Source organism: Vibrio sp. DW001 (assembly GCF_029016285.1).
In the GTDB taxonomy this organism is placed as follows: Bacteria; Pseudomonadota; Gammaproteobacteria; order Enterobacterales; family Vibrionaceae; genus Vibrio.
Genome location: NZ_CP091976.1, coordinates 1,318,149 through 1,342,937, shown reverse-complemented (window position 1 = coordinate 1,342,937; position 24,789 = coordinate 1,318,149). Strand labels below are relative to the sequence as shown.

Sequence of the window (24,789 nt, the reverse complement as noted above, 5' to 3'; positions counted from 1 at the left end):
TTTGATTGTTGGTTATTTAGCAGGTTCTGACTTACGAAGTATATATTCAACCACACGAGATTAGATATTTCGTTCACAGTTGCGGGTACAGTTCAGGGATTTAACCTGATTCACTTTATAAAATAGTACTCAGAAGATATAAACGAGCACTACCTATCACTAAATATTTCCAAAGTCTCTCATACAGCATCGATAATAAAATTGATAAATATCAATTTAGATTAAATGATAAAACCATAACCATGAAAAATATCAGTAATTGATATGAAGAGTTTTTAATCAAAAAATATAACTTACTAATATTATTGAATTAAAATGAGGTATGTGCGCACAGGAAAAATTCTTATAGAAATAATATCTACGATAAACAGTGACGAACCTCTCATAAAGAAGGGTATTACGATTATAAAATCGACGTATGGCCTATTTCTATCCTAAATGGGATGGTATTTACCATAACTGACAATTTTCACACAACGTCATTGTTTAATTTGACACGGTTAAATAGTCGTACGATTCTTTTTCTTTATATGTCACGTAAAAAAACATATCTATATTTGTTGATATTAATCACTATTATAATTGATGTTTTTAAGGCAATATGATTGTCATTCAGGTGTAATATTTATTAAATTGACCTGAACACAGAATAATGGACATCACTCAATGCCCATTATTCTGTGTTTAGGTTAAATAACACTTAAAAGGGAATCAAGTTAGACGCTTGAGCTGTGCCCGCAACTGTAATTGGAGAGTCGGCAGACATTAGTCCACTGGATAATATCCGGGAAGGCGCGCTGCCAGATGTTGACCCAAAAGCCAGGAGACCTGCCTGAATAATGATAAAAGCTCTGAGACTAGAGTTTGTAAAGGCGAGCGGGTTACTCGTGGTTTACTGGCCTATTTATGGCCGGTCCCGATATTCAATCCTGTAAGCCAAAAATAAATGTCACACGAACCCCATCAATAGAATCACCATATGATGGAAAGGACGTTGTACTTAAACTTACGGAATATAAAAATGTTAAATTCTAAATGTTTTAATGGCATGTTTAATATACATAACATACCGCGCAAGGCACTAAAGATCATCTCTATCGGGCTATTGACCACCTTGCCTATTATCCCTGTTACTCACGCTTCGGATTCTCCCGCTAAAACAGAAAAATCTGCTATTGTACTCGCCGCATTTGGTACAAGCTATGACACGGCAATCGGGTCACTTATTGGTATACAAGAACAGGTACAAAACGCCTACCCTGATACTCCCGTCCGATTTGCATTTACCTCGAGTATTATCCGTAAAATCTGGCATAGACGCGCATCGGATGATGAGTATCAAAAAAATCATCCCGAGGTACCACAAGGTTTTTACCAAGTTAAAAACGTACTCGGTACGATGGCTGATCTGCAAAACGAAGGCTATAAGAATATCGTGGTTCAAACGACGCTGTTGTCGCACGGTGAAGAGTTTATCGATCTTAAAGCCACTGTCGACGCTCTGGCTTCCATTCAGACAATAAAAGAGAAATGGAAACCGTTTAATAAAGTCGTTCTTGGCCGCCCATTAATGGGCACATGGGGGTCACACAATCCGTACCGAGAAGACTTAGACCAACTGGCTGAAGCACTCGCTAGCGATGTGAAACGAGCAAAGGAAAACAATACTGCTTTGATCTATATGGGTCATGGCAACGACCATCTTTCTACTGGTCTCTATTATGAATTGCAAGAGGTGATGAATAAACGTTACCCCGACGTAAATATCTATGTTGGCCTAGTGGAAGGTTATCCTAACTTCGATAATATAATGGAGCAGTTAAAACGCGACGCAATACAAAGTGTTGCCGTAAAACCGCTAATGGTCGTGGCTGGAGACCATGCAAGCAACGATATGGCTGGTGATGATGATGACTCATGGAAAGTGATGTTGTCGAAGCAAAACATCAAAGTAACCCCTTTACTCGAGGGACTAGGTAGCAAAGAATCCATTCAAAAGATCTATCTTCAACACCTCGTCGACGCGGCAAAAGACGCCAACATAACGCTACGTTAACACCGTTGATCATACTCATTTAATAGAAAGAGCAGTACAGCCATGATTTCAGACCAACATCACACCGACGACGCTTTCATTGAGGTTAAATCATTGACCCGGTATTTTGGTAAAAGCAAGGCTGTCGATGAGATGAGTTTTTCCCTTCGTTGCGGAGAAGTGTGCGCCTTTCTGGGGCCGAATGGAGCAGGAAAAACCACAACAATCAAAATGATGACTGGGCTGCTCGAACCCGACTCTGGTCAGGTTCTGTATGAGAAGATAGAAAATCGCTCTAACAGACATGAACTGAGGCGATTAATCGGGGTCGTACCTCAACACAATAATGTTGACCGAGAACTAACCTCTGTTGAAAACCTTAAGGTTCACGGCCTATTGTACAAAATGCGCGGCGCTGACCTTACACAGGCTATCGATGAGTGCCTTGAGTTCGCCGGGCTAACAGAGCATAAAGACAAACCCGCCTCAAAACTATCGGGTGGAATGAAGCGAAAACTGGTTATCGCACGCGCATTGATGCACAAGCCGAAAATCTTGTTTTTGGATGAGCCTACAGTGGGTTTAGACCCCCATAGTCGAAGGAAAATGTGGTCTTTTCTCAATAAAATAAACAAAGAACGTAACTGCACTATTTTTCTCACTACTCACTATATCGAGGAAGCAGAACGATTAGCGGATCGCGTTATCTTTATAGATAGCGGGAAAATAATCACACAAGGAACCGCAGAAAACCTCAAGCACAACTTGGGACGCTATGTTCTTGAAATAGAAACCGAGGATTTTCATCAGGAGTTTTTCGATAACCGAGAGCAAGCGTTGGAAAAACTCGCTGATATCTCTCACGAACCTTTGGAAACCCGTTCGAAGAAAACGAGAGTAAGAGAAACCAGCGTCAGAGAAACCACATTGGAAGATGTTTTCCTCCATTTCACTGGAAAAAGGTTAATAAAGAATGCTTGATGGTGTCGTAGGCATTTACTATCGGGAATGCACCGTATTAAAGAAAAAGATTATCCGTGTCATATTGGCAGCAGCGGTTCCTCCGTTCCTATATCTGATGGCATTCGGCTATGGCGTAGGCAAAGGAACCACTATTGAAGGTATCGAATATCTCACATTTTTGTTACCGGGACTTTTAGCGATGTCGAGCATGAACCATAGCTATAATATCGCGAGCGAAATCAATATCAGTCGTTTCTATCTGAAGATATTTGAGGAGTACCTGTTGTCACCTAACCAGCGGTGGCAAATCGTGGCTGGCGAAGTGGCTTATGGCGTCACCAAAGGCATGATTCCCGTCGCTGTCGTGGCAATTTATAGCGTTTTTTGTGGTATCAGTTTACATTTCTCAATTCAGTTTGCCTTGGCATTACTGCTGCATCTGGTTGCCTTTGCGCTTATCGGTTTTATCATCTCACTCAAGATGAAAAATCATAGAGATCAGGCGACCATGAATTCATTTGTGATTACCCCGATGATGTTTCTTTCTGGCACATTTTTTCCTGTCGACCAGATGCCCATGATTATTCAGATACTGGCTAAGTTTTCCCCACTAACTTACAGCGCAGATCTCATTCGCTCTTCTCTGTTGGATACCCCATTTAACACCTCATCATTGGCTATATTGTTTGTTCTAACTCTCATATTGTTGTTTGTTGCCAATCGAATTGTATATAAGGTCGAAGCATGAGGTGGACATTAGTTACTATCTTTATTATTTGTATGCTGCTTTCAACGCTGATCGGTCCCAATTGGATCAATCCTTTTGATATGTCGCAGATCGAATACAAAATTCTGACCGAACTTCGAGTACCTAGAGTGTTATTTTCGGCCGTTATCGGTGCCATGCTCGGTCTTAGCGGCAGCATCTATCAACTTACGCTGAAAAACCCTTTGGCAGACAGCTTTACCACTGGCGCGGCTTCATCCTCAGCATTGGGGGCCGTGTTAGCCATTTCCCTTGGTATGCCGGTTCACTTTGTCTCTGTATTTGCTTTTATAACAGGGTTAGGTGGACTCACTATGGTTTATCGAATGTCCCTGACAGCCGGACGGATTAATCCAATTACGATGATCTTAGCCGGGGTCGTTATGAATGTGGTCGCTTCTGCGGTGATAAGCTTTTCTAAGTACTATTTTGAGGACTCATTAAACTCTATTGTCTATTGGTTAATGGGGGGCATTTTTATGGTCAACCTAGAAAGGCTAACCATCTGCACCTTATTGTTTTCGGGCGTCTTCTTTTATCTGCACCGCAATTCAATGAAACTGAACATCTTGGCTCTAGATGAACACTCGGCACAGAGCCTTGGTGTCAATGTCCATCGCCTCCGTTCAAAAGTGTTTATCGCCTCGACCTTACTGGTTTCTGTGGCGGTCAGCTTTTCAGGGATTATCGGCTTTGTTGGTCTCATCGTTCCTCATATCTCTCGCAGTCTTTTTGGCAGCGATATGAAACATAATATCTTTTATTCCAGTTTGTTTGGTGCGTTTCTGCTTATGGCATCGGATACGATTGCGAGAGTGATAATCCCAGGCGGGGCGGAGCTACCAGTCGGTATTATGACGGCGGTATTCGGTGGTGCGTTCTTCTTCTATCTGTTAAAGCACCGAAGGGAGCACTTCTGGAATGGCTAATATCAAGATTCAAAATCTAGAATATCGCAGAAGCGATTTCTCCCTTAACGTCCCTTCATTAACCATTGCATCTGGTGAGAAAGTGGCACTAATGGGCGAGAACGGTTGCGGAAAAAGTACATTGATAAATTTGCTTGCTGGGTTAATCGAAACCCCTCAACAATCCATATTTTATCAGCAACAACCATTGGAAGAGATCGCCCACTCGACGCGAGCGAGACTGTTTTCCGTTCTACCCCAGTTTTCAGATATCTCATTTCCGTTTAGCGTCCTAGAGGTTGCGCTGCTCGGAAGATATGTACACTTGAAAACCAATGAGTTCCAACAACAAGATAAAGACAAGACCATCGAGCTACTGAAGTTACTGGATATCGAACAGTATAAGAAACGCAGTTATTCAGACCTCTCTGGCGGTGAAAAACGTCGAGTGATGTTAGCGCGCGTGTTAAATCAGGAAGCCCCGATTATCTATTTAGATGAGCCCAACTCCAGCTTAGATATCCGTCATACATTAGAGATATTTGACCACCTACACCAGTTGCCACAGACGGTCATCACTTCTGTGCACGATATCAATCTTGCGTATCGCTATTTTGAACGGTTCCTTTTCTTTAAAAAAGGGGAGCTTATTTATGATGTCCTTAGGGACCAAGTTACCCCACAACTACTCTCCGAGGTCTACGATGTTACGGTGTCTTCTGATACTACTAGCTTTAGTTTCTGTTCCTGAAGCTTTAGCCTACGAAAGAATTGTCCTACTTGCACCCGCAGCTGGTGACATATTGATTAGACTTGGCGTTCAGGACAAGGTGGTCGGCGTTACTCGCAGTAACGACGACTTCCCCAATGCGCTAAAGGTAGGTTCTCACATCAAGCCAAATGTCGAGTTACTAAAAGGCCTAAAACCTGACCTTCTTATCATCAGTTCAAACCGATTTTTTTCTGAGTATATGTCGCAACAACTGGACGTAGAGGTGATGAAGTACGACCCCGTCACATTGGACCAAATCCTTACGCAGATAACAAGCTTAGGTGAACGGGTAAATAGACCGTCTGAGGCCAATAAACTTGTCCAAGAGCTTGTTCATGTTCGCGAACAAATTCAACCATTGAAGCAAAGACCAAGAGTGGTGTTTGAAGTAACAGAAAGCCCATTTATGGTGGCAGGAGATAAGAGCATAGTGAATGGTATTATCGGCGCTGCGGGCGGTGACCTTATCGCACCCACGGGGCGCAAGGTTGCCAAATTTAACATCGAAAGCATTCTGATTGAGGACCCAGATTACTATATTTATCAAATCGGGCCTATGAACAAACGTCCTACTCTGCCGTCAAATAGACCAAACTACAGTATACTCAGTAGTAAATTTATGCAGGTGGATCAATTAGAGTTTTCACGGGCAAACACTCGGTCTTTCTATCTATCATTGGAACTAAATCATCGATTTAACACACAGCAATAACAGACCTTATTTCGAGCGTAAATAAATCATTAGGGGAAAACATAACTCATCATTCCCCTTTACCATTGATGAAAATCAACCTTAACTATGTTTGGACTTTTTGTATCTGAAATGGGTTGTTATCTACCTTTATACCATTCGCTATAACGCTACCATTAGCAAAAATTACGCTTATACCCTTTTGGTAGGTAGGTCATGGCTCGAAGATCCAAACAGAAATTTAACCTTGTCGTCGAAAAAGTTGCCGCTATAGCTTCGTTATTGTTGCTTATTGCCGCTTGGTGGTTTGGCGGCGTTGAAATATCTCAACGTCAAAGCACTATGCTAAATTCATTGCTAGAAGAGAACCAGCAGCTTGTAAAGGTTGATGATAACCTTTACAAAATCACCGAAAACGACGAACAAAAAGCATGGTTGGGCGTCGGGCAAGGGGTTGGCTACGGTGGTGAACTTAGCGTCGCAATCCGTATGAATATACAAGGTACCATTGAGCAAGCCAGTATCCTATCCATCAAGGACACCGCCTCCTATGTAAACAAGGTGATTGAGAATGGTTTGGTGAATAAGTTCCTTAGCACAATGGGCAGAAGTCAGATTCACGTCGATGCCATAAGCGGCGCAACGCTATCTTCAAACGGCATTCTAAACGCCGCGAATAATGCCACAGATCCAATTCGTGAGCAGATATTTGGCTATCGCCTAAAAGAAGCGTCTAGCCCATTTGATACGGTAGGCTTCCTTGATGGACTCGCGGTGGTGTTCTTCCTATTGGCCATTTATATCAGCCGCTCTACCAGCATCCATAAAAACAAGATGCAATGGACCGTGATGATTTCCGCTCTGCTTATATTTGGTTTCTACTCGGCTGCCCTCGTTTCTTCTGCCACCATGGGAATATTAATCTCGGGGGCATGGACATCAGGCCTTGGAAACTATACGGCCATTATTCTTCTGATACTCAGTGTCGGCTATATTCTGTTGTTTAACAAAAATATTTATTGCCAGATGATCTGCCCCATGGGTACCACTCAACAATGTCTCTCCAAACTTACTAATGCGAAAACCATCAACCTTAAACACAAAGCCTTTCATTGGTTCCCACGGCTTATTTTATTGGTGACGTTGAGCGGTGGTTTGTTCTTTAGAAATCCTGCGGCGTTCACCTTTGAACCATTCGGTATTATGTTCAGCATGGTGGGCTCTATCTATCTATTTATTCCGACAATTTTGCTGCTCATCACCTCGCTGTTCATTCATCGTCCTTGGTGTAAAACCCTCTGTCCTATTAATGCAATGACCGACTATCTACTCTTTATAAAGGAGTGGTATAAACAGGTAACCAAACCGAAAAAGAACAAGAACAAGAAAAATCTTGCAGGAAAACAGGACAGACTCCCCCAAAACAAGCGTACCAATATACACCTCAAAAACAAGCAACCAAGCGCCATCTCTGTTGAGGAGTCATAAGCATGAGAAAACATTTTTTATATCTATTTTATGCCGTGACATCCGGCTTCATCCTATTGGCTTTGCATCAAGACATTACCCTGATTCTAAAAACCAGTAGTTCCAACAAACCTCAATATGTTTTTAGTCAAATCACCGATGACAATGCTGAAAAACGCAAACAAGAAGACATGGATATCATTCGACAGTGGGCCAAAGGATACGACCCAAGTGCTCCTAATCACGACTGAGGTAGAACATGAACGTAAACAAAAAGGTGGGGACCACCACCGATCAAAAAGAAACAGAAATTAGGATAATGGACGGCAATGAGGCCGCGGCTTCTGTCGCTTATCGCTGTAACGATGTCATCGGCATCTATCCGATCACACCATCTTCAGCCATGGCAGAGCATTGCGAGGAGTGGACGAATGACCAAGTCACTAACTTCAGAGGCGTCATACCTAGTATTTACGAGATGCAGTCGGAAGCCGGAGCGGCGGGTCTTGTACACGGGGCATTAACGGCAGGCTCTTTGGCCACCTCTTTTACTTCATCACAGGGATTGTTATTAATGATCCCAAATATGTATAAGATAGCGGGTGAACTCACCCCCTTTGTACTGCATGTCGCGGCGAGAACAGTGGCAACACACGCCCTTTCTATCTTCTGCGATCACTCCGATGTGATGGCAGTACGTCAAACAGGCTTTGCCATGCTTTCAAGCAATAACAGCCAACAAGCCCACGACTTAGCATTAATTGCTCAGGCTGCCACGTTACAAAGCCGCATCCCCTTTGTACACTTTTTTGATGGATTCAGGACATCTCATGAGCTAAACCACGTCCAAACTATCCATAATGACACAATAGAAAAGATGTTAGATGAAGACGCTATTACACAAAACTTTCAACGAAGACTGACACCAGACGCCCCGACACTCAGAGGTTCCTCACAGAATCCAGACACCTACTTTCAAGCAAGGGAAGCGGTAAACAGTTATTACGATATCTGCCCTAACATCGTCGTCGACATGATGGAAAGGTTTGGCAAGCTTACCGGACGTCATTACCAACCATTTCAATATGTTGGTGATGAAAAGGCCATCGCACTTATTGTCGTGATGGGATCCGCCACGAGCACCGTGAAGCAAACCGTTACTGGATTGCAAAAACAGGGCAAACGCGTCGGCGTTCTATGCGTTCATCTATTCCGCCCTTTTTCTGTAGAACATTGCTTAAGCATTATTCCACCAACGATTCAAAGCATTGCCGTACTGGATAGGACCAAAGAACCTGGCGCCATCGGCGAACCACTATACCTCGACATGGTCGCAGCAATGTCACAAGGTTGGCACGCACACCATAGCACCCCCATCCCGGAAATTTTTGGTGGACGATACGGACTCTCTTCAAAAGAATTCACCCCTCGTCATGCAGAGTCAATCTACATTGCTATAGAGTCTGGTACCATTTTTCATAGCTTTACGGTCGGTATAACCGATGACGTCACCAACCTTTCGCTACCGTTAGTCCATACAAGCACTGATTATGACGAGTCAACACTCCGGGCACTTTTCTATGGGTTAGGATCAGACGGTACCGTCGGTGCAAATAAAAATACCATCAAAATAGTGGGCTCCGACAGCTCTTGGTTTACCCAAGGTTATTTTGTTTACGACTCCAAAAAAAGTGGGGGGATGACCACATCTCATTTGCGATTCGATAACACTCTAATAGATGCACCTTATCTCATAGATGAAGCCGACTTCCTTGGTTGTCACCAGTTTAGCCTGCTTAAAAACAACGACATTCTTGCCCACGCCAAACGGGGGGCAACCGTTCTATTTAACTCTGTCTATTCCGCAGACGAGTTATGGGGTCAGCTCAATTACCGCGAACAGAACCATATCCTTAAAAAGAATTTAAAGATGTACACTATCGACGCCAACGACCTCGCGAACCGATGTGGTATTCGCGGTCGTATTAACAATATTATGCAACGTGCTTTCTTTTTATTGACCGAATTACTCACGCCTGAACAGGCATTTGAACGACAAAACGAAGCCATTAAAAAAACCTATCAACGTAAGGGTGATAAGTTAATCCATGCCAATCTGGCGACAGTAGCGAAAACCGAAGCCGTTTTATTTGAGGTCTTACCCAATGTTAACGCATTGAACAAACCTGATTACGTGCCAATTGTCTCGCATCACGCGCCAGAGCTTGTAAAAAAAATAACGGCTGAACTTTTACAAAACCGTGGCGATCAATTACCCGTCAGTGTCTTTCCCGTTGATGGTCAGTGGCCCACTGCCACCAGCAAATGGGAAAAACGGGATATCGCAAGCTTTGTCCCACAATGGGATCAAGAAAGTTGTACCCAATGCAATATCTGCAGCTTAGTCTGTCCTCATTCCGCTATTCGAGTAAAAGTGGTCAGTCGCACCTTGTCATTAAAGGATGCACCTAAATCCTTCATAACCACAGACTATAAACGACGAGACTTCCATGGTGAAAGATTCACCCTTCAAGTTTCTCCTCAAGACTGCACTGGCTGCCAGCTTTGCGTGGATATGTGCCCTACTCTGAATGAAGGTGATGGTTCAAAAAAAGCATTGATAATGGTGGCTAGGGCATCAGTATCAGAAGAACAAAACCAGAATTTTGAATACTTCACCCAATTACCCGAACTTAAACCTATCGAGGTAAAGCGCATCGACGCCCGAAGCAGCCAGCTTTTGGAGCCATTGCTTGAGTTCTCTGGAGCTTGCTCTGGCTGTGGGGAAACCCCTTATATCAAAGTGCTTACACAACTGTACGGTGACCATATGCTGATTGCCAACGCGACGGGTTGCTCTTCGATATATGGAGGGAACCTACCCACCACACCTTATAGCCAAAACAAACAAGGACAAGGGCCTGCATGGGCAAACTCCCTATTTGAGGATAATGCAGAGTTTGGTCTGGGTATGCGCATAGCGTTAGAAAGCGAGCAAAATATCGCACTGACTCAACTTAAAGCCATGCAAGATTTTCTTCCGAAACCTCTATTCGAAGATATCGTTAAACTGGTTAATGATTCCTCAGTCAAAGGAATCGCGAAGCAACGTGAGAATATCAGGCACCTGAAACAGCTGACTGATGAGAGGCATTCGATGACGCAATATGCCAATTCATTAGTCTCAAAGTCCGTATGGATTATAGGGGGTGACGGGTGGGCATTTGATATCGGCTATGGCGGTGTGGACCACGTGCTAGCAGGCAAAAAAAACGTCAACATCATAGTGCTAAACAATCAGGTTTACGCCAATACCGGTGGGCAACAATCGAAAGCAACACCGACGGGTGCCATCGCTAAGTTTGCTAGTGAAGGTAAACAGACAGCAGGAAAAGATCTTGGTATTACCACCATGATGAATGGCAACGCTTACGTCGCCACTATCGCCATCGGGGCGAATATGAATCAGACCTTGAAAGCGATTCAGGAGGCAGAATCTTACCCCGGACCATCTTTGATTATCGCTTACGCTTCCTGCATTACCCATGGTATCGACATGTCTGAAGGCATCGAGCAACAGCAACAACTTGTCGATACAGGTTTGTGGCCACTCTACCGATTTGATCCTAGACGAAAAACCAAAGGTAAAGCTGCGCTTCAGCTTGATTCACCCCCAGCGAAACTCGGGGTGGAACACTTTATTGAACGCCAAAATCGATTTAATCAGCTTTCAACAAGGGACCATAAACGTTATCTACAAGGGATTGCTTCACTGCAATCTCAAGTCGAACATAGACAGTCATTGCTTAATCAATTAGCTGAATGGAAATAACACCAAACGTATCGACATTCGATTAGTCCATACAATTATAATTGGTATAAACACTAAATAAAGAGAGAACAACAATGGCAAACATCGCCGTATTTTATGGAAGTGACTCCGGTTCGACAAAAAAAGTCGCCACGCTTATCGCTCAGCAATTTAATGTCGATAGCTACGACATCGCAGATATAGAATTGGAAGACTTAGAACAATATGACCTTATCATTCTCGGTACGCCTACGGTAAACAACGGCGAGATTCAGTCTGACTGGGACTATGTACTCGATGACATCGAAGATCTTAATCTGACAAACACCAAGGTTGCGGTCTTTGGCTTAGGAGATCAGAGCGACTACGCCGATACTTTTGTGGATGCCATGGCCGACCTTGCGCAAGCATGCGAAGAAGCAGGCGCGACACTTATTGGTCCGTGGCCTTCTAAAGGCTATACGCATTCGGAATCGAGGGCCGAGAAAAACGGTTGGTTTGTCGGCCTTGCTATCGATATGGAAAGACAAGCGGAACGTACACATGAGCGAGTTGAAAACTGGGTAAATCAACTGAAGTCATCCATGAACGAATAAAAGCGCATCGAAAGATCGATATAAGGGTGATGAATTGAAAGCCGTCGATCGATAAATAGACCACAACGTTAACGACTATACTGGGTTAACTTTCTTTTGAGCGCCAAATCGGTCAGCATCGACGCCTTTTTTCCAATAACCTACGGCAAAAATATTCAGTCTATCAAGGCCGATATCTTCTTGTAATACCGGACGCAGTGAACGAATGCTTCTAGCTTCCAATCCCAAAAACACATGGGTGTCTTTCGACATCCCTTGTGCCACCTTTAGAACTTTTTCCTCTAGGGTTATAGTGGCTTCATCTTCCACAAACCATTCTGTATTTTTTGAATCGTCATAATCCATCTCTATTATATCTGCACGAGTAGGAACCCCAATGATCGCTTTCACGTCCGTTCCGGGTCGAAACCTTGGTACATATCCGTTTATTGCATTTATCGAAGTTATGTCCCCAACCAACAAATAACTATGGTGATTGTAATTGGTCATTTTCATCGGCCCTGGACCTGCAATCATAATGCTATCTCCAATTTTTGCATGCTTTGCCCAATTGGTAGCAGGACCATTATGGCGATTGATGACAAAATCGAGCCCCAACTCTCTCGTCTGTGGGTCAAAAAAACGAATAGTATATGAACGCATCTTGCGTTCATTATCATCTTGTGACGGCAAAACCACCTTCACATACGAGCCTTCCAAATCAATAGGAAAGTCCTGCATACTCTCTCCAGTCAAAACAATGCGACGCATATGTGGAGAAAGTTCGATAATTTTTGACACGTGTGTTAAACGCGCTTTTGGTTTATTTGGTCGCATTCTGTTTTCCTCTTTAACTTGAACAATAGTAATTAAGTTGATAAAGTCTACTATAGTTCTTAATAGTTGACTATGTCAACTATATTGTGAGGTTATTTTTATGAGCAACGATTCTATCTCCGACACTATTTTCAATATGGTTCACTTATGCCGTTTAACAATGCGGTCAACACTTAAAGCGAGCGAAATTGGATTAAATTCCATGCATATCAGATGTTTAACTTTTATAGAAAAAAATGAGTCTTGCACGGCCAATGATATCGTCAACTTCTTTTCTAGAGATAAAGCGCAGATAGCTCGTCTGATTAAAGAGATGATTGATAAGGATTGGTTGTCGAAGAGTGCTAATCCTGAGGACAAAAGAAGCCAGCTTTTGGTACTAACAGAGGGTGGCAAAGCCTTGATGAAGTTAGTATCCGAGACTCAGAGCAACATGCACAATAAAATGCAAGAAAACCTCTCCGAACAAGAACTGACTGAGTTCAGAAGAGTGGCCGACATAATCTCGCGCAATCTTCGCAACGTTTAGGCAAACCAACAAAACGAGCTTAATATAAACCATACGGTAGCAATCGCTGGCGTATGGTTTATCTCACCTTACCTATTCCCTTAATCGTATATCGGCATAAAGCGGTCAAATGCAGCTTCACAAAAATCACCGGGATCGTTAAAACGGCGATTAATATTTAGGTTTGAGATCTCAGCCATCTGATTGTCTGTGAGTGAGAAATCAAAAATGGATATATTTTCCTGCAAGCGTCCGATATTGGTACTTTTGGGAATAATCGAACAACCGCGCTGTATTCCCCATCTTAATACTATCTGTGCTGGGGTCCTGTTATGAGCTTTTGCAGCATCAATAACCACCTGCTTTTTGAGTACAGAATCCAGCGTTTCTGCCATGTTCATTTCTAGATAAGAGAGCGAACCTAGAGGTGAAAATGAGGTCACTGAAATACCATAATTATTCGCCAATCTTATTAATTTTTCCTGAGTAAGATAAGGATGAGACTCAATTTGAAGTTCAGATGGTTTAATTTTTGCGTATGCCATTAGGTCATTCAGAAGTCCGGTATTGTAATTACAAACACCAATATTCTTAACCAAACCCAATTCAACAAGCGCTTCCATACCTTGCCACGTTTCATATAAAGGAACAGGTGCGAGTTCCATTGTTGGTTTGTCGGCCTCTGGATCAAGTAGCCATTCTGGCGGGTAACGCGTCTCAAATGGTACATAGGGTTGAGCGATGGGGAAATGGATAAGATAGGAGTCTAGGTAATCAACACCGAGGTCAGAGAGCGTACGTTGTAATGCCGGTTTTATATGTTCCTTTTTATGGAATGTATTCCAGAGTTTAGAGGTAATCCACAACTCTTTCCGGGTGACGATTCCTTCCGCAATGGCGCGTTTTATCCCTTCACCGACTTCCTTCTCGTTGCCATAATCGCAAGCACTGTCTAACAGTCGATAACCAAGTTTAATCGCGTTATATACCGTATCAGCACACTGTTCTTTATTGATCTTCCATAAACCCAAACCAATTTTTGGAATCTTGTATTCGCTTCTCATTTGACGTCCTTGATTTACCTATTAGTCGTTATGCGGTGGCTCATCTGCGATGACATTAACCGAATGCATTGGTCAAATTTTCTCATCGACTATTCACTAAGGATACACAGTTTAAACCGAGTAACAACCTTCCACGTACTGCGTGTTCATAAAGTTAGAAGCATGCACATTTGCGTCACTCCATACCGTAATTAACGATGGTTAATTTCAATGAATAGAATTTGGGAAAAGCGTCGTAAACCAATTATCCAAGGCGTCGACATCATGGGCTTGGCCGCTAACTTTAACTAATCCTTGATCCTTAGCCTCCGACCATGACAATGCTCTTGTGGCTAATGCATCAAGCACATCTAACTCAGTAATCACCAATACATCATTTCCTGTCGGTAATGTATCACGCCCCAAGACATCGATAGAATGACCGAATATTACTTCACTGTAATGACCTTTTACCGCCTCAAAAATACTGAAATTAATTTTATTTTTATGCGACTTATTGAGTGCACCTTTAAAGGAATATAGCAGAAAGTGTTCAGGCTTCGTTACGTTCCCCAATGCATTGGATTGCCTTACCGCTATGACGTTCTCAAATACCTCTAACGATCCGGGTTCAGTAACCAAATTGAACCCTGTGCTTTGATGTAAACCGCACGCGTAGCTATAAGATGAAACCAAGATAAGAAGGAATATTACGATTTTAAATTTCATATAAATCACCAAATCTACCCTATGTTTTCTAATGAGGATTGTGCATACCATACGGTACTTGAAAAACAAGGTAATGAAACTCGACATAAAAAACGCCATAACGACTAATGCCAATCATTTAAGACGAAGTGTTCATTAATTCCTCGTCATCCCGACGAAAGTGGGGATGACGAGATGTGGTAGCCTTAAACAACAAGTATCAACGAACAATGAGCATAATCTCTTCAGGGGTCATTGGCTTATCGAAATAGCTCATAAACTGACCAAAACTCTTTATGTCACCGTTTGAGAACGTGAAATCACCGGATTGAAGGTTCTTACCAATAACCTGTTGAGCGTTTGGACCCGCTGCTAATACATGATTTAGAACGGCACGAGTGGTGTTGATTTGGACACCTGCACCTAGCAACGCTTTCTCATGCAACTGAGCAATACCGTTACGAATTTCAATAGTGAATGATTCGTTAGTATCCGCAAAGTTGTATGTCAACGACATCTGCACATCGAGCGTGTTCTCTGCAATCAAAGTCGACGTCATCATGTCGAAGATTTGTTTACTTGGTAACGCAGTCAATACATCAACAGAAGCAAAACTAATCAGGTTAGAGAAGTCACGTGTGCCTTCTAATTCTGCCGCTGAGTTAAGCGCCCAATTACGCCAGTTAATATTCACTTGGTCTGCTGCCCACGTCTTATAAGCAACGGCTTTTAATTGACGAGCTTCTGAATCATCTTTATTTACCGTAATAGGATAAGACAAAATTTCCGCTGCAAATGTGTAGTTTTCTGCTTTGATTGCTGCTTTCGCTGTCGTGATGATATTGTCTCGACCCCCCATTATTTCAACAAAGGCTGCAGCGCGTTGGTTATAAGCCATCGGCTCTAACTGCCATGGGTCTCCTTCAAAGAAGCCATTGTAACCAACATAGATCTGACGAACAGCATGAGCCACAGTACCGTAATGTTCACCCAACCAAGGGTGTTCAGCAAGATGCTTAGGCAGTTTAACCACTTCTACTAACTCATCGGGTGTCATCCCTTTGTTCATGAAACGAATGGTCTGATCATGTGTGTATTGAATCGCATCTCGGTATGCAGTTAAGACGTTTGCAACGGCTTCTTTACCTTCAACAGGACGACCATGAGAGTTGATCATTATCTCCGTATCAAACTGACGCATAGTGTCTATGCCTTTAAACCACATTGATGGGTCGCGAAACTTAGTACCGCGGATTGTATGAAGGTTAGGAAAATTTTCGCCCTGCAGAACTTCGGCCGCATGCAGAATTTTTTGCTCTGGCAGATAAACAACGATTTCGTCTTTTGTTTCAGAAGGCACATTGGCGATCTCCAATTTTACACCAGAAATCGTGATCTCTAACTTATCCTTAAAAGCCATGTTAGGTTTTATAAATGAGATATCACCCTGCATGAAACGAGGACCTAACCCATCATTAACGGTGCCAAACTCTCCTTCTTCAACATGCTTAGCACCTGTGTAAGAAGTACGGTGACCGAATAATGTACCAAGATTGGAAGACCAGTTGGCCACCGCAGCCGTTAACCCTTCTTGCGCAATGATCTTTACTTCACCAGAATCCACTTCTGCGTCCGTTACCCACGCCCGCACGCCAGAGATATGGTCAATATGATTGTGAGAGTAGATGATCGCTTTTACTGGTTTATCGGTAATCTTACGGAACTGCTCTTTTACCGACTCAGCCATTTGAACTGACTCGCCGGGATCGACGATAATAATACCGTCATCACCTTCTATCATGACTGGGGTATCTAGTCCGAAACCGTAACCAAGGTAGACATTGTCATCAATTTGAATGATAGCCTGATCCATCTTACGACCATGCTTGGTTAGCGTTGGATGCACGTTCTCTGATTCTGCTGTGTACGCTAAAGTCTTACCTGTTTTAGACAATACTTGGATACGCTTGCCTTTACCCCAAAATAGATTAGATTTGTTTTCGAATAAAACATCACTTTTATAGCGTGCGTCAATATCGATATTTTGGTACTGAGCAGCAGAGCTAGTTTGAAATTCTTGACCTATTTTTGACGTTGCTTCTACAACGGGAGTAGCAGTGGCATAACTCGATGTAAGTAGAGCACTCACAATCGCAACGGGTAGAGCCATTTTCTTAAACGAATTAGTCATGGTAATGACCTCATATTATTTTAAACAGTTGAGTAATTTCTTGCTGTCATTATTAGGTAACTCACCGCTATGAATCCACAGGCTAATCCGAATTCAATTCATCGTAATTACGATGAATTATGTAAATTCAACGAAATAAAACAACAATTTCGCCGATAATAGTCGTCACATAGCCTATTTTTATGTGCGATATCGACCTATACATCGCTTTCACGATTGATTAGTATTGGGGTGTGTAACGGAAGAAGAACAGCAACCTATGAGCAACGATATTCCAAATTTTAACTTGTTGGCCGTATTTGCTGCCGTAATGGAACACGGTAGTTTAAGTAAGGCCGCAGAGCATTTGAGTACTAACCAGTCCACGATCAGTACCTCGTTAGCAAGACTAAAAAATGAGATAGGGCAAGATCTGTTTATCCGGAGTGGACGAGGTGTAGCACCAACAGCTTATGCAACAAACTTATACGAGCAGATTCAAGGACCCGTTCAACAACTTAATCGAGTATTTGAGGCCCTCGGAGAATTTGACCCTGAGGCTTCAAATCGGCAATTTTTCATGACGGCACCCGAGCACCTTCAATGGTTTTTCCTCAATAGGTTTGCTAACAAAAAAAATAAAGGTATCAGCTTAGAAGTCTTCGACCAACCCGATGATGATGACAAGATGTACAACGATTTACTTACACAAAAATTCGACGTTATGGTCGATATATTCCCGCCAAATCATCCAAGCATAGAGTCGACATTATTGTTTGAAAGTGACTTCGTCATTGTCTGCCGAAAAGATCATCCCCGGATTAAAGGCGAACTGACAGAATCTCAATATATGAACGAAACCCATGTTGTGTTAGAAAGAACTAGAAACAAAATACGCAGCCTTGGACACTATACCAACATAGATATTAGCAAGCGGAAGGTCGCGTATCATGGCCGATCAATATTCAATAACTTGCTATTTTGTAGCCAATCAGATTACGTTACTGTCGTCCCATTATCGATAGCGTTGCAATTTGAAGAGCATTTGAAATTGCAGATCTTTAGCCCTCCTTTTGACTACAAAAAGATGTCAAATTATCTTATCTGGTTAAAGAAGTTCAACCACGACCCGAGTCATCAATGGTTTAGAGAAAAGTTAATCGAAACGTCGAAATATATTGTAATGGAAATGCGCAGAAACCGTTTCTAAAGAATCCCGATTGTGAAAACGTATACGTGTTCACGTTTTCATGGGAATTATTTGTATGTTATTCCTTGCCCGATACAATAGAGAACACAAATAGGCATTGTTAGGATTATACAAATGATGACACGTCAAAAAACAGTGTTGGAGCCAATGCAATTGGCTTGGTTTAATATCGACTATAATATTTCTGCGCGCATTTCTGCTATTTAATCTTTTCTTCGGTGATTCCTCACCAACAAAAAACAACCTACATCCATTAATAATTACAACAAATTATAGTTATTTTATATTTTCAATTTGTTTTTCAATGTTTGTAAGTGGTCATTTTAATACCGTTGTTAATTCTATTTTGCCTTACCTTTGCTAACTGTCTATTTATAGCCGCACCAAATCACGATGAACAAGGTATATATAATCGATAATAAATCGCATTTATCATCCTATTTTAACACAACACCTATCAATTCCAGTATCAAAAATGGAGTAACAGAATGAGCTCAGTTTTATTAGGGGTCAATATTGACCATATTGCCACACTACGAAATGCACGTGGTACTAAATATCCAGACCCCGTACATGCTGCTGAAATAGCAGAAAGAGCAGGTGCAGATGGTATAACCGTCCATCTACGAGAAGATCGACGCCATATAAAAGACAGGGATGTTCGTATTCTTCGTGACACCCTTCAAACTCGTATGAATCTTGAGATGGCCGTTACCGACGAAATGGTGACAATTGCGCTAGAAGTAAAACCAGAGTTTGTCTGCCTCGTTCCTGAAAAACGAGAAGAGCTAACGACTGAAGGCGGATTAAACGTCAAAGGCCAGTTAGATAAAGTCAAAGCTGCCACACAAACCCTTTGTCAGGCAGGTATCCACGTTTCCCTATTTATAGACGCGGATAATGAACAGATATTTGCTGCCAAAGAGTGTGGAGCACCATTTATTGAGCTGCATACCGGCCATTACGCCAACGCCAAAACAGAGCACGACCAACAGATTGAACTCGAAAAAATCTCGACTGCAGCAACCTATGCCGTCAGTCTCGGTATTATTGTGAATGCAGGTCATGGCCTCACTTATCACAATGTCGCTGCGATTGCTGCCCTTCCGAATATCTATGAGTTGAACATTGGTCACTCTATTATTGGTCGTGCAGCCTTTGATGGACTAAGCAAAGCGGTTTCTAACATGAAAGAAATCATTGCTATAGCGCGCCGGTAATATATACGTCCTTATCATCATTTTTGAGAAGATACTGATGAGAGCGAATTATTAATACCTGCGTAACACGTTAAGTTGAAGGAAGATGTAAAGATGATTAGAGTTGCCATCAATGGTTTCGGCCGTATAGGAAGAAACGTTCTCAGGGCTTTGTATGAAAGCGATAAACATAAGACCATTGAAATAGTCGCGGTAAACGAACTTGCAGAACCAAACGCAATGGCTCATTTGTTACAATATGATTCCACTCACGGACGTTTTAAGAATCTCGTCACTTATGACGAGCGTCATCTGTTTATTCACCGCGAAAATAATAGCGTTGATTCTGTCCGCATTTTTCATTTTGCCGATATAGAACCGCTTCCTTGGCAGGATCTCAAGGTTGACATCGTTTTGGATTGTACTGGTGTGTATGGCAACAAAGCTCATGGCGAAAAACACATCGTTGCGGGTGCAAAAAAGGTTCTATTTTCACACCCCGGCTCGACCGATTTGGATAACACGATCATCTACGGCGTTAACCACCAGACGCTGAAACCGGAACATAACATTGTTTCAAACGGCTCGTGCACAACCAACTGCATTGTGCCTATCATTAAAATATTGGATGAAAGCTTCGGCATCGAGTCCGGCACCATCACTACGATTCATTCATCTATGAATGATCAACCCGTCATTGACGCTTACCATTCAGACCTTCGCAGAACCCGCGCAGCGAGTCATTCGATTATTCCCGTCGATACAAAACTTCACAAAGGCATTGGAAGGATATTTCCCAAATTTTCTGACAAATTTGAAGCTATTTCTGTCAGAGTTCCCACCGTCAATGTCACTGCCATGGACCTAAGCGTCACAATCCACGCTAGTGCAAATATTGATGAAATCAATCAAACCATATTAGAGGCTTCTAGGTATTCATTGCGAGGTATTGTTGATTATACTGAAGTACCGTTAGTTTCCAGTGACTTTAATCATGACCCTCACAGTGCAATCGTCGACGGAACCTTGACTCGGGTAAGCAATGGGCATTTAGTTAAAATGCTGGTTTGGTGTGATAACGAATGGGGTTTTGCTAATCGAATGCTCGATACTGCTCTCGCGATGTTTCATTAGACTCGACCAACAAAACAAAAAAAGAGTGCAACCGAATTGGGTTGCACTCTTTATTAGAACGACTTATTTCACTAAGACGTAAGAACCTACCGAACAGCGATAACTTCAATTTCGATTTGCGCGTCTAGAGGTAATCTAGCCACTTCAACACAAGAACGTGCAGGGAATGGCGCGTCATGCTTATTGAAGAACACCTCGTAAACCTCATTTATGCGTGCGAAATCATTGAGGTCTTTTACAAATACCGTTGTCTTGACAATATTCTTCGCCGTTAAGCCAGCTTCAGTTATTATCGCCAATGCATTTTCTAACGATTGAGTGGCTTGATCTGCAACATCATCTGGCATTACTTTTGTTTCTGGATTGATAGGTAATTGACCTGATGTAATGATCATACTGCCCAAATCCACGCCTTGTACGTACGGACCAATTGCTGCAGGCGCACCGGATGTTTTAATCGCAACCATTTTACTTTCCTATTTATTTGAGAGGTTGATTATCTATATTGTTAGATAACCAGCTAGTTATTGATACGTTTACCTAATTCTGACTATCCCACGTACGAAGGAAGAAAACCTAACATCGACATGATATGGAACACGGCAGTTAGCACGCCGAAACCCATAACAAGATAGATCATAACTTGACCACCAGGTGCTCTAAACCCTTTTTCTCCAGTCTCTAACATACGTGCTTTTCTGACGAGAAGAGCAGGAATGATACACGTCCAAACTGTTGCCGCAGCACCAGCATAGCCAATGACGATGACAAAACCGAATGGGAACAGCAGCGATAAAACAAGCGGTGGTAAGAAGGTTACCAACCAAGTCTTTGCTCTGCCTTGCTTAGTATCTTCAAACTTGAATAAGTCTGCTAAATAGTCAAACACGCCAAGTCCAACACCAATGAAAGAAGACAAGATTGCCGCCATTGAGAAGGTATTAATCGCATTGGCTACTTTTTCAGATTCAATAACTGAACCTAATGCCGTCAGCAACGCATCTACATTACCGCCTTGCTCGATGATAGGACCGAACTGGCTTCTTGGTAGATTTCCATAGATGCTAAACAACCACAAAAAGTACAAACTCAGCGCGATTACTGTGCCGATCAATATGGCGTACTTCGCTCTTGTTTCATCTCCGTAATAAGCTCGCATAGAAGCAACCGAATGATGATAACCAAACGAGGTTAACGCCACTGGTAGCATTGCTAAAGCGTAAGGCGCGTAGTTCGCTTCCGCGTTGATAGTGTCGAACAGTATCGACATATCGACTTTAATTGCTAATCCTGATACACCAAACACAAAACTTAAGACCATGAATAAGATCAAAACAACTGAAATTCTGTCTACTGCTCTGGTGGAGTGCCATACAAAGGCGGAAAAAACTAACACAAATAAGATAGAAGCTATTTTACTATCTAGATTCAAAGTATCTTGAAGGATAAGGCCTGAAGATGTGATATAAGCATAAAGTAATATCCCTCCTACAAAATAAACCGCGAGGTTATTGAACATGTTGATTTTGTCACCAAGCATATCTTTAGTTACCGTATTAAACGATACCTTTAAGTCATAATGCTTGAATGATTCCAACAACATCCAACCCGATACTGTCATCACAATCATTGTTAATGTAATGGCAAGAATTGACCATACTGTCCATGCACCCGCTCCTGCGCTTGGTAGGCCTAACATACCAGCGCCAACACAAACACTGGCGATAATGCATGCACCACCAATCAGTGAAGGGCTTTTTTCCGCAGCTTTATCATTTGATGTAAACGTAGAACTCTGTTCCATATTTCATTCACTCTTGTTATTTCACGTTATTGGACTACATACCTAAAACGTATTATTTTATTATCTGTTTAGGTAAAGAGGCACCCATATGGGTACCTCTTTTATAGCAATTAAGCTTTTTCGAGAACTTTTTCTTCTGATTTATCCGCTTTCTGTACCGCGTCAACTTCTTGTAAACGCGCAGTAAAGTGACGAAGAACAGCTGGCTCGTAAGTGAAATCTAAACCTTTCACATTTGCTGCATTTTCTTTTACTTTTTGGAATGCTTCGATTACGAAATCCATATGCGTTTGAGTGTATGTTGCACGTGGAATAGTCAAACGTAGTAGTTCAGCAGGACAAGGGTGTTGCTTACCAGTAGCCGGATCACGACCTAGCAATAGAGAACCAATCTCAACCGCGCGAATACCCGCAACTTTATATAACTCACAAGCAAGAGCATGTGCAGGGAATTGACCCGCAGGGATATGTGGAAGTAGCTTGCCCGCGTCAACGAATGCAGCGTGGCCGCCGGCTTGTTGACAAACAATGCCCAAACCTTCTAATCCATCTACAAGGTATTGAACTTGGCCAATACGATATGCTAGCCATTCCTGACGCATTCCGTCATAAAGACCAACAGCAAGGCGTTCCATCGCGCCGCCTTCTAGGCCACCGTAAGTTGGGAAACCTTCTTGCACTACACACAAAGTACGACACTCAGTATATACGTCCATTAGAGAATCATCTTTGAAACAAAGTAAGCCACCCATTTGTACCATGGCATCTTTTTTCGCTGACATCGCTAGTGCATCAGCGTACTTGTAAGATTCAAAAGTAATCTCTTCAATCGTCCACGTTTTGTATGCTTCTTCGCGCTGTTGAATGAAGTAAGCATTCTCAGCATAACGAGCGGAATCCATGATGACTGGAATGTCATATTTTTGTCCAATTTCGTACACAGCTTTTAAGTTTGCGATAGAAACAGGTTGGCCACCAGCAGAGTTACAAGTAATGGTGCTCACAATGTATGGTACGTTGGCTGCACCCGCTTCAAGAATCGCTTCTTCTAACTTAACTAGGTCAAAGTTACCTTTGAAATCTGCATTTACAGCAGTATCAAATGCTTCTTCTGTATATACGTTTTTCGCAACACAGCAGTTCATTTGAGTATGACCTTGCGTTGTATCGAAGAAGTAGTTAGATAGAGCGACCATCTTAGTACGGTCAAGACCCTTCTCCATTTCACGTTTCTTGATTAAAACAGGGATGTAAATTTGCTCAGCGCCACGACCTTGGTGAGTCGGGATTGTAAACTCATATCCGAAGATATCTTTTACTGCGTTTGCCAATGCATAATAGCTGCGACTGCCGCTATATGCTTCATCACCAAGAAGCATTGCTGCTTGCATTTTTTGCGTGATTGCACCTGTACCACTGTCAGTAAGAAGGTCAATAAATACATCTTCACTGTCAAGCAAAAATGGGTTCATACCTGCTTTAATAATTGCTTGGTCACGATACTCACGTGTAGTACGTTTAACAGGTTCAATTACACGAATGCGGAATGGTTCTGGTAGATGCTTAAAGTTTTCCATAATAATGCCTTTATATAGTTACATGGTGTTATTTCACCATGATTAAATTAGTTACGAACAATTTCGTTATTATTATCTATCTTTTAAATAAGTCGTATAAAAATTCAACCGAATTAATCGCGACATACTAATAACGAGATATTAAATACAAGAGTTGCTTTCGATATATATAGGCATAAATAATCTCGCAATCTAAACTATAGAGATTGAAAGAGGTATTGTCTGTCTATATTTTCCCATTGCATTGCAACGGCTATTCTAGATAACTTTTGGCTTTTTCTTTATTAAAACAAATGATTTAGACCAATGCGCCATATTTTATATATATAAGCCCGTTGATTTAAAAAAATCAATAAAATAAATTAGTTGTCAAATGTTACCGAAATTTTTAAGGCGACGTAGGAACGTCTCTAGAAGTTATTCTGAAGATAAATGAAAGGAGAGAATGTGATCAATATTATACCAAGCGAGCAATGCTGGCTCTGAACTATATTGAGATTTAAGGTACATGTTCATTATATGTTCCCACTTAAGAAAAGCGATGCTTTAAATTCACAATTATTATGCTGTAGGTAATTTGATAAATATATGCCCAGCATTGATAAATGTGA

General features: G+C 42.0%; 21 protein-coding genes and 2 riboswitches. Of the genes, 14 read left to right on the top strand and 7 right to left on the bottom strand.

Annotated elements, in window-relative coordinates:
- A riboswitch (cobalamin riboswitch) is annotated at positions 1-169 on the bottom strand.
- 500 nt (positions 170-669) lie between these two features.
- Positions 670-851, top strand: a riboswitch (cobalamin riboswitch).
- 170 nt (positions 852-1,021) lie between these two features.
- The 10 genes from L3V77_RS23425 to L3V77_RS23380 all read left to right on the top strand — a co-directional run bounded on the left by L3V77_RS23425 (position 1,022) and on the right by L3V77_RS23380 (position 12,009).
- Positions 1,022-2,056 carry a sirohydrochlorin cobaltochelatase gene (locus L3V77_RS23425; protein ID WP_275137224.1) on the top strand — a complete coding sequence of 345 codons (1,035 nt, stop codon included), beginning with the start codon at positions 1,022-1,024 and terminating at the stop codon, positions 2,054-2,056.
- Positions 2,057-2,098: 42 nt separating this feature from the next.
- Positions 2,099-3,016: an ABC transporter ATP-binding protein gene (locus tag L3V77_RS23420; RefSeq protein ID WP_275137223.1), complete on the top strand. Its 918-nt coding sequence runs from the start codon at positions 2,099-2,101 to the stop codon at positions 3,014-3,016.
- The gene (locus L3V77_RS23415) at positions 3,009-3,746 is read left to right on the top strand and encodes an ABC transporter permease (RefSeq protein ID WP_275137222.1); all 738 of its coding nucleotides are present in this window, start codon (positions 3,009-3,011) and stop codon (positions 3,744-3,746) included. Before L3V77_RS23420 ends, L3V77_RS23415 begins: the two co-directional genes overlap by 8 nt.
- Positions 3,743-4,693, top strand: coding sequence for an iron ABC transporter permease (locus tag L3V77_RS23410; protein ID WP_275137221.1), 951 nt, complete (start codon positions 3,743-3,745; stop codon positions 4,691-4,693). Before L3V77_RS23415 ends, L3V77_RS23410 begins: the two co-directional genes overlap by 4 nt.
- A complete protein-coding gene (locus tag L3V77_RS23405) occupies positions 4,686-5,423 on the top strand; it encodes an ABC transporter ATP-binding protein (protein WP_275137220.1) in 738 nt (245 codons plus the stop codon). The genes L3V77_RS23410 and L3V77_RS23405 overlap by 8 nt, the downstream gene beginning before the upstream one ends.
- Positions 5,377-6,156 carry an ABC transporter substrate-binding protein gene (locus L3V77_RS23400; RefSeq protein ID WP_275137219.1) on the top strand — a complete coding sequence of 260 codons (780 nt, stop codon included), beginning with the start codon at positions 5,377-5,379 and terminating at the stop codon, positions 6,154-6,156. Before L3V77_RS23405 ends, L3V77_RS23400 begins: the two co-directional genes overlap by 47 nt.
- A gap of 195 nt (positions 6,157-6,351) precedes the next feature.
- Complete coding sequence (locus L3V77_RS23395; RefSeq protein ID WP_275137218.1) at positions 6,352-7,623, top strand: 4Fe-4S binding protein; 1,272 nt, start codon at positions 6,352-6,354, stop codon at positions 7,621-7,623.
- 2 nt (positions 7,624-7,625) lie between these two features.
- Positions 7,626-7,853 (top strand): hypothetical protein, encoded by a 228-nt coding sequence (locus tag L3V77_RS23390; protein WP_275137217.1) that lies wholly within the window; start codon positions 7,626-7,628, stop codon positions 7,851-7,853.
- Positions 7,854-7,861: 8 nt separating this feature from the next.
- The gene (gene nifJ / locus L3V77_RS23385; protein ID WP_275137216.1) at positions 7,862-11,434 is read left to right on the top strand and encodes a pyruvate:ferredoxin (flavodoxin) oxidoreductase; all 3,573 of its coding nucleotides are present in this window, start codon (positions 7,862-7,864) and stop codon (positions 11,432-11,434) included.
- Positions 11,435-11,508: 74 nt separating this feature from the next.
- Complete coding sequence (locus L3V77_RS23380) at positions 11,509-12,009, top strand: flavodoxin (RefSeq protein WP_275137215.1); 501 nt, start codon at positions 11,509-11,511, stop codon at positions 12,007-12,009.
- A gap of 75 nt (positions 12,010-12,084) precedes the next feature.
- On the opposite strand, the gene L3V77_RS23375 is transcribed toward L3V77_RS23380, so the two are convergent.
- On the bottom strand, positions 12,085-12,825 hold the full coding sequence (locus tag L3V77_RS23375; protein ID WP_275137214.1) for a siderophore-interacting protein: 741 nt from the start codon (positions 12,823-12,825) through the stop codon (positions 12,085-12,087).
- 100 nt (positions 12,826-12,925) lie between these two features.
- Here L3V77_RS23375 and L3V77_RS23370 point away from each other — a divergent pair, with 100 nt between their 5' ends.
- Positions 12,926-13,354, top strand: a complete 429-nt coding sequence (locus L3V77_RS23370; protein ID WP_275137213.1) for a MarR family transcriptional regulator — start codon at positions 12,926-12,928, stop codon at positions 13,352-13,354.
- A gap of 80 nt (positions 13,355-13,434) precedes the next feature.
- Here L3V77_RS23370 and L3V77_RS23365 read toward each other — a convergent pair whose 3' ends face one another.
- The 3 genes from L3V77_RS23365 to L3V77_RS23355 form a co-directional block, all read right to left on the bottom strand.
- Entirely contained in the window at positions 13,435-14,397 is a 963-nt protein-coding gene (locus L3V77_RS23365; protein ID WP_275137212.1) for an aldo/keto reductase, read from the bottom strand.
- 207 nt (positions 14,398-14,604) lie between these two features.
- Positions 14,605-15,105 carry a hypothetical protein gene (locus tag L3V77_RS23360; protein WP_275137211.1) on the bottom strand — a complete coding sequence of 167 codons (501 nt, stop codon included), beginning with the start codon at positions 15,103-15,105 and terminating at the stop codon, positions 14,605-14,607.
- A 199-nt stretch (positions 15,106-15,304) separates the two neighbouring features.
- Positions 15,305-17,275 (bottom strand): alkyl sulfatase dimerization domain-containing protein, encoded by a 1,971-nt coding sequence (locus L3V77_RS23355; RefSeq protein ID WP_275137210.1) that lies wholly within the window; start codon positions 17,273-17,275, stop codon positions 15,305-15,307.
- A 259-nt stretch (positions 17,276-17,534) separates the two neighbouring features.
- Here L3V77_RS23355 and L3V77_RS23350 point away from each other — a divergent pair, with 259 nt between their 5' ends.
- The 3 genes from L3V77_RS23350 (at position 17,535) to epd (ending at position 20,797) form a co-directional block, all read left to right on the top strand.
- On the top strand, positions 17,535-18,464 hold the full coding sequence (locus L3V77_RS23350; protein ID WP_275137209.1) for a LysR family transcriptional regulator: 930 nt from the start codon (positions 17,535-17,537) through the stop codon (positions 18,462-18,464).
- A 488-nt stretch (positions 18,465-18,952) separates the two neighbouring features.
- On the top strand, positions 18,953-19,684 hold the full coding sequence (gene pdxJ, locus L3V77_RS23345) for a pyridoxine 5'-phosphate synthase (protein WP_275137208.1): 732 nt from the start codon (positions 18,953-18,955) through the stop codon (positions 19,682-19,684).
- A 93-nt stretch (positions 19,685-19,777) separates the two neighbouring features.
- The gene (gene epd, locus L3V77_RS23340; RefSeq protein ID WP_275137207.1) at positions 19,778-20,797 is read left to right on the top strand and encodes an erythrose-4-phosphate dehydrogenase; all 1,020 of its coding nucleotides are present in this window, start codon (positions 19,778-19,780) and stop codon (positions 20,795-20,797) included.
- 86 nt (positions 20,798-20,883) lie between these two features.
- Here the strand turns inward: epd and L3V77_RS23335 are convergent, their stop codons facing one another.
- From L3V77_RS23335 to tnaA, 3 genes are all read right to left on the bottom strand, one after another.
- Positions 20,884-21,264, bottom strand: coding sequence for a RidA family protein (locus L3V77_RS23335; protein ID WP_275137206.1), 381 nt, complete (start codon positions 21,262-21,264; stop codon positions 20,884-20,886).
- A gap of 83 nt (positions 21,265-21,347) precedes the next feature.
- Positions 21,348-22,601: an aromatic amino acid transporter gene (locus tag L3V77_RS23330; protein ID WP_275137205.1), complete on the bottom strand. Its 1,254-nt coding sequence runs from the start codon at positions 22,599-22,601 to the stop codon at positions 21,348-21,350.
- 110 nt (positions 22,602-22,711) lie between these two features.
- Complete coding sequence (gene tnaA / locus L3V77_RS23325) at positions 22,712-24,178, bottom strand: tryptophanase (RefSeq protein ID WP_275137204.1); 1,467 nt, start codon at positions 24,176-24,178, stop codon at positions 22,712-22,714.
- Positions 24,179-24,789 lie beyond the last annotated feature (611 nt).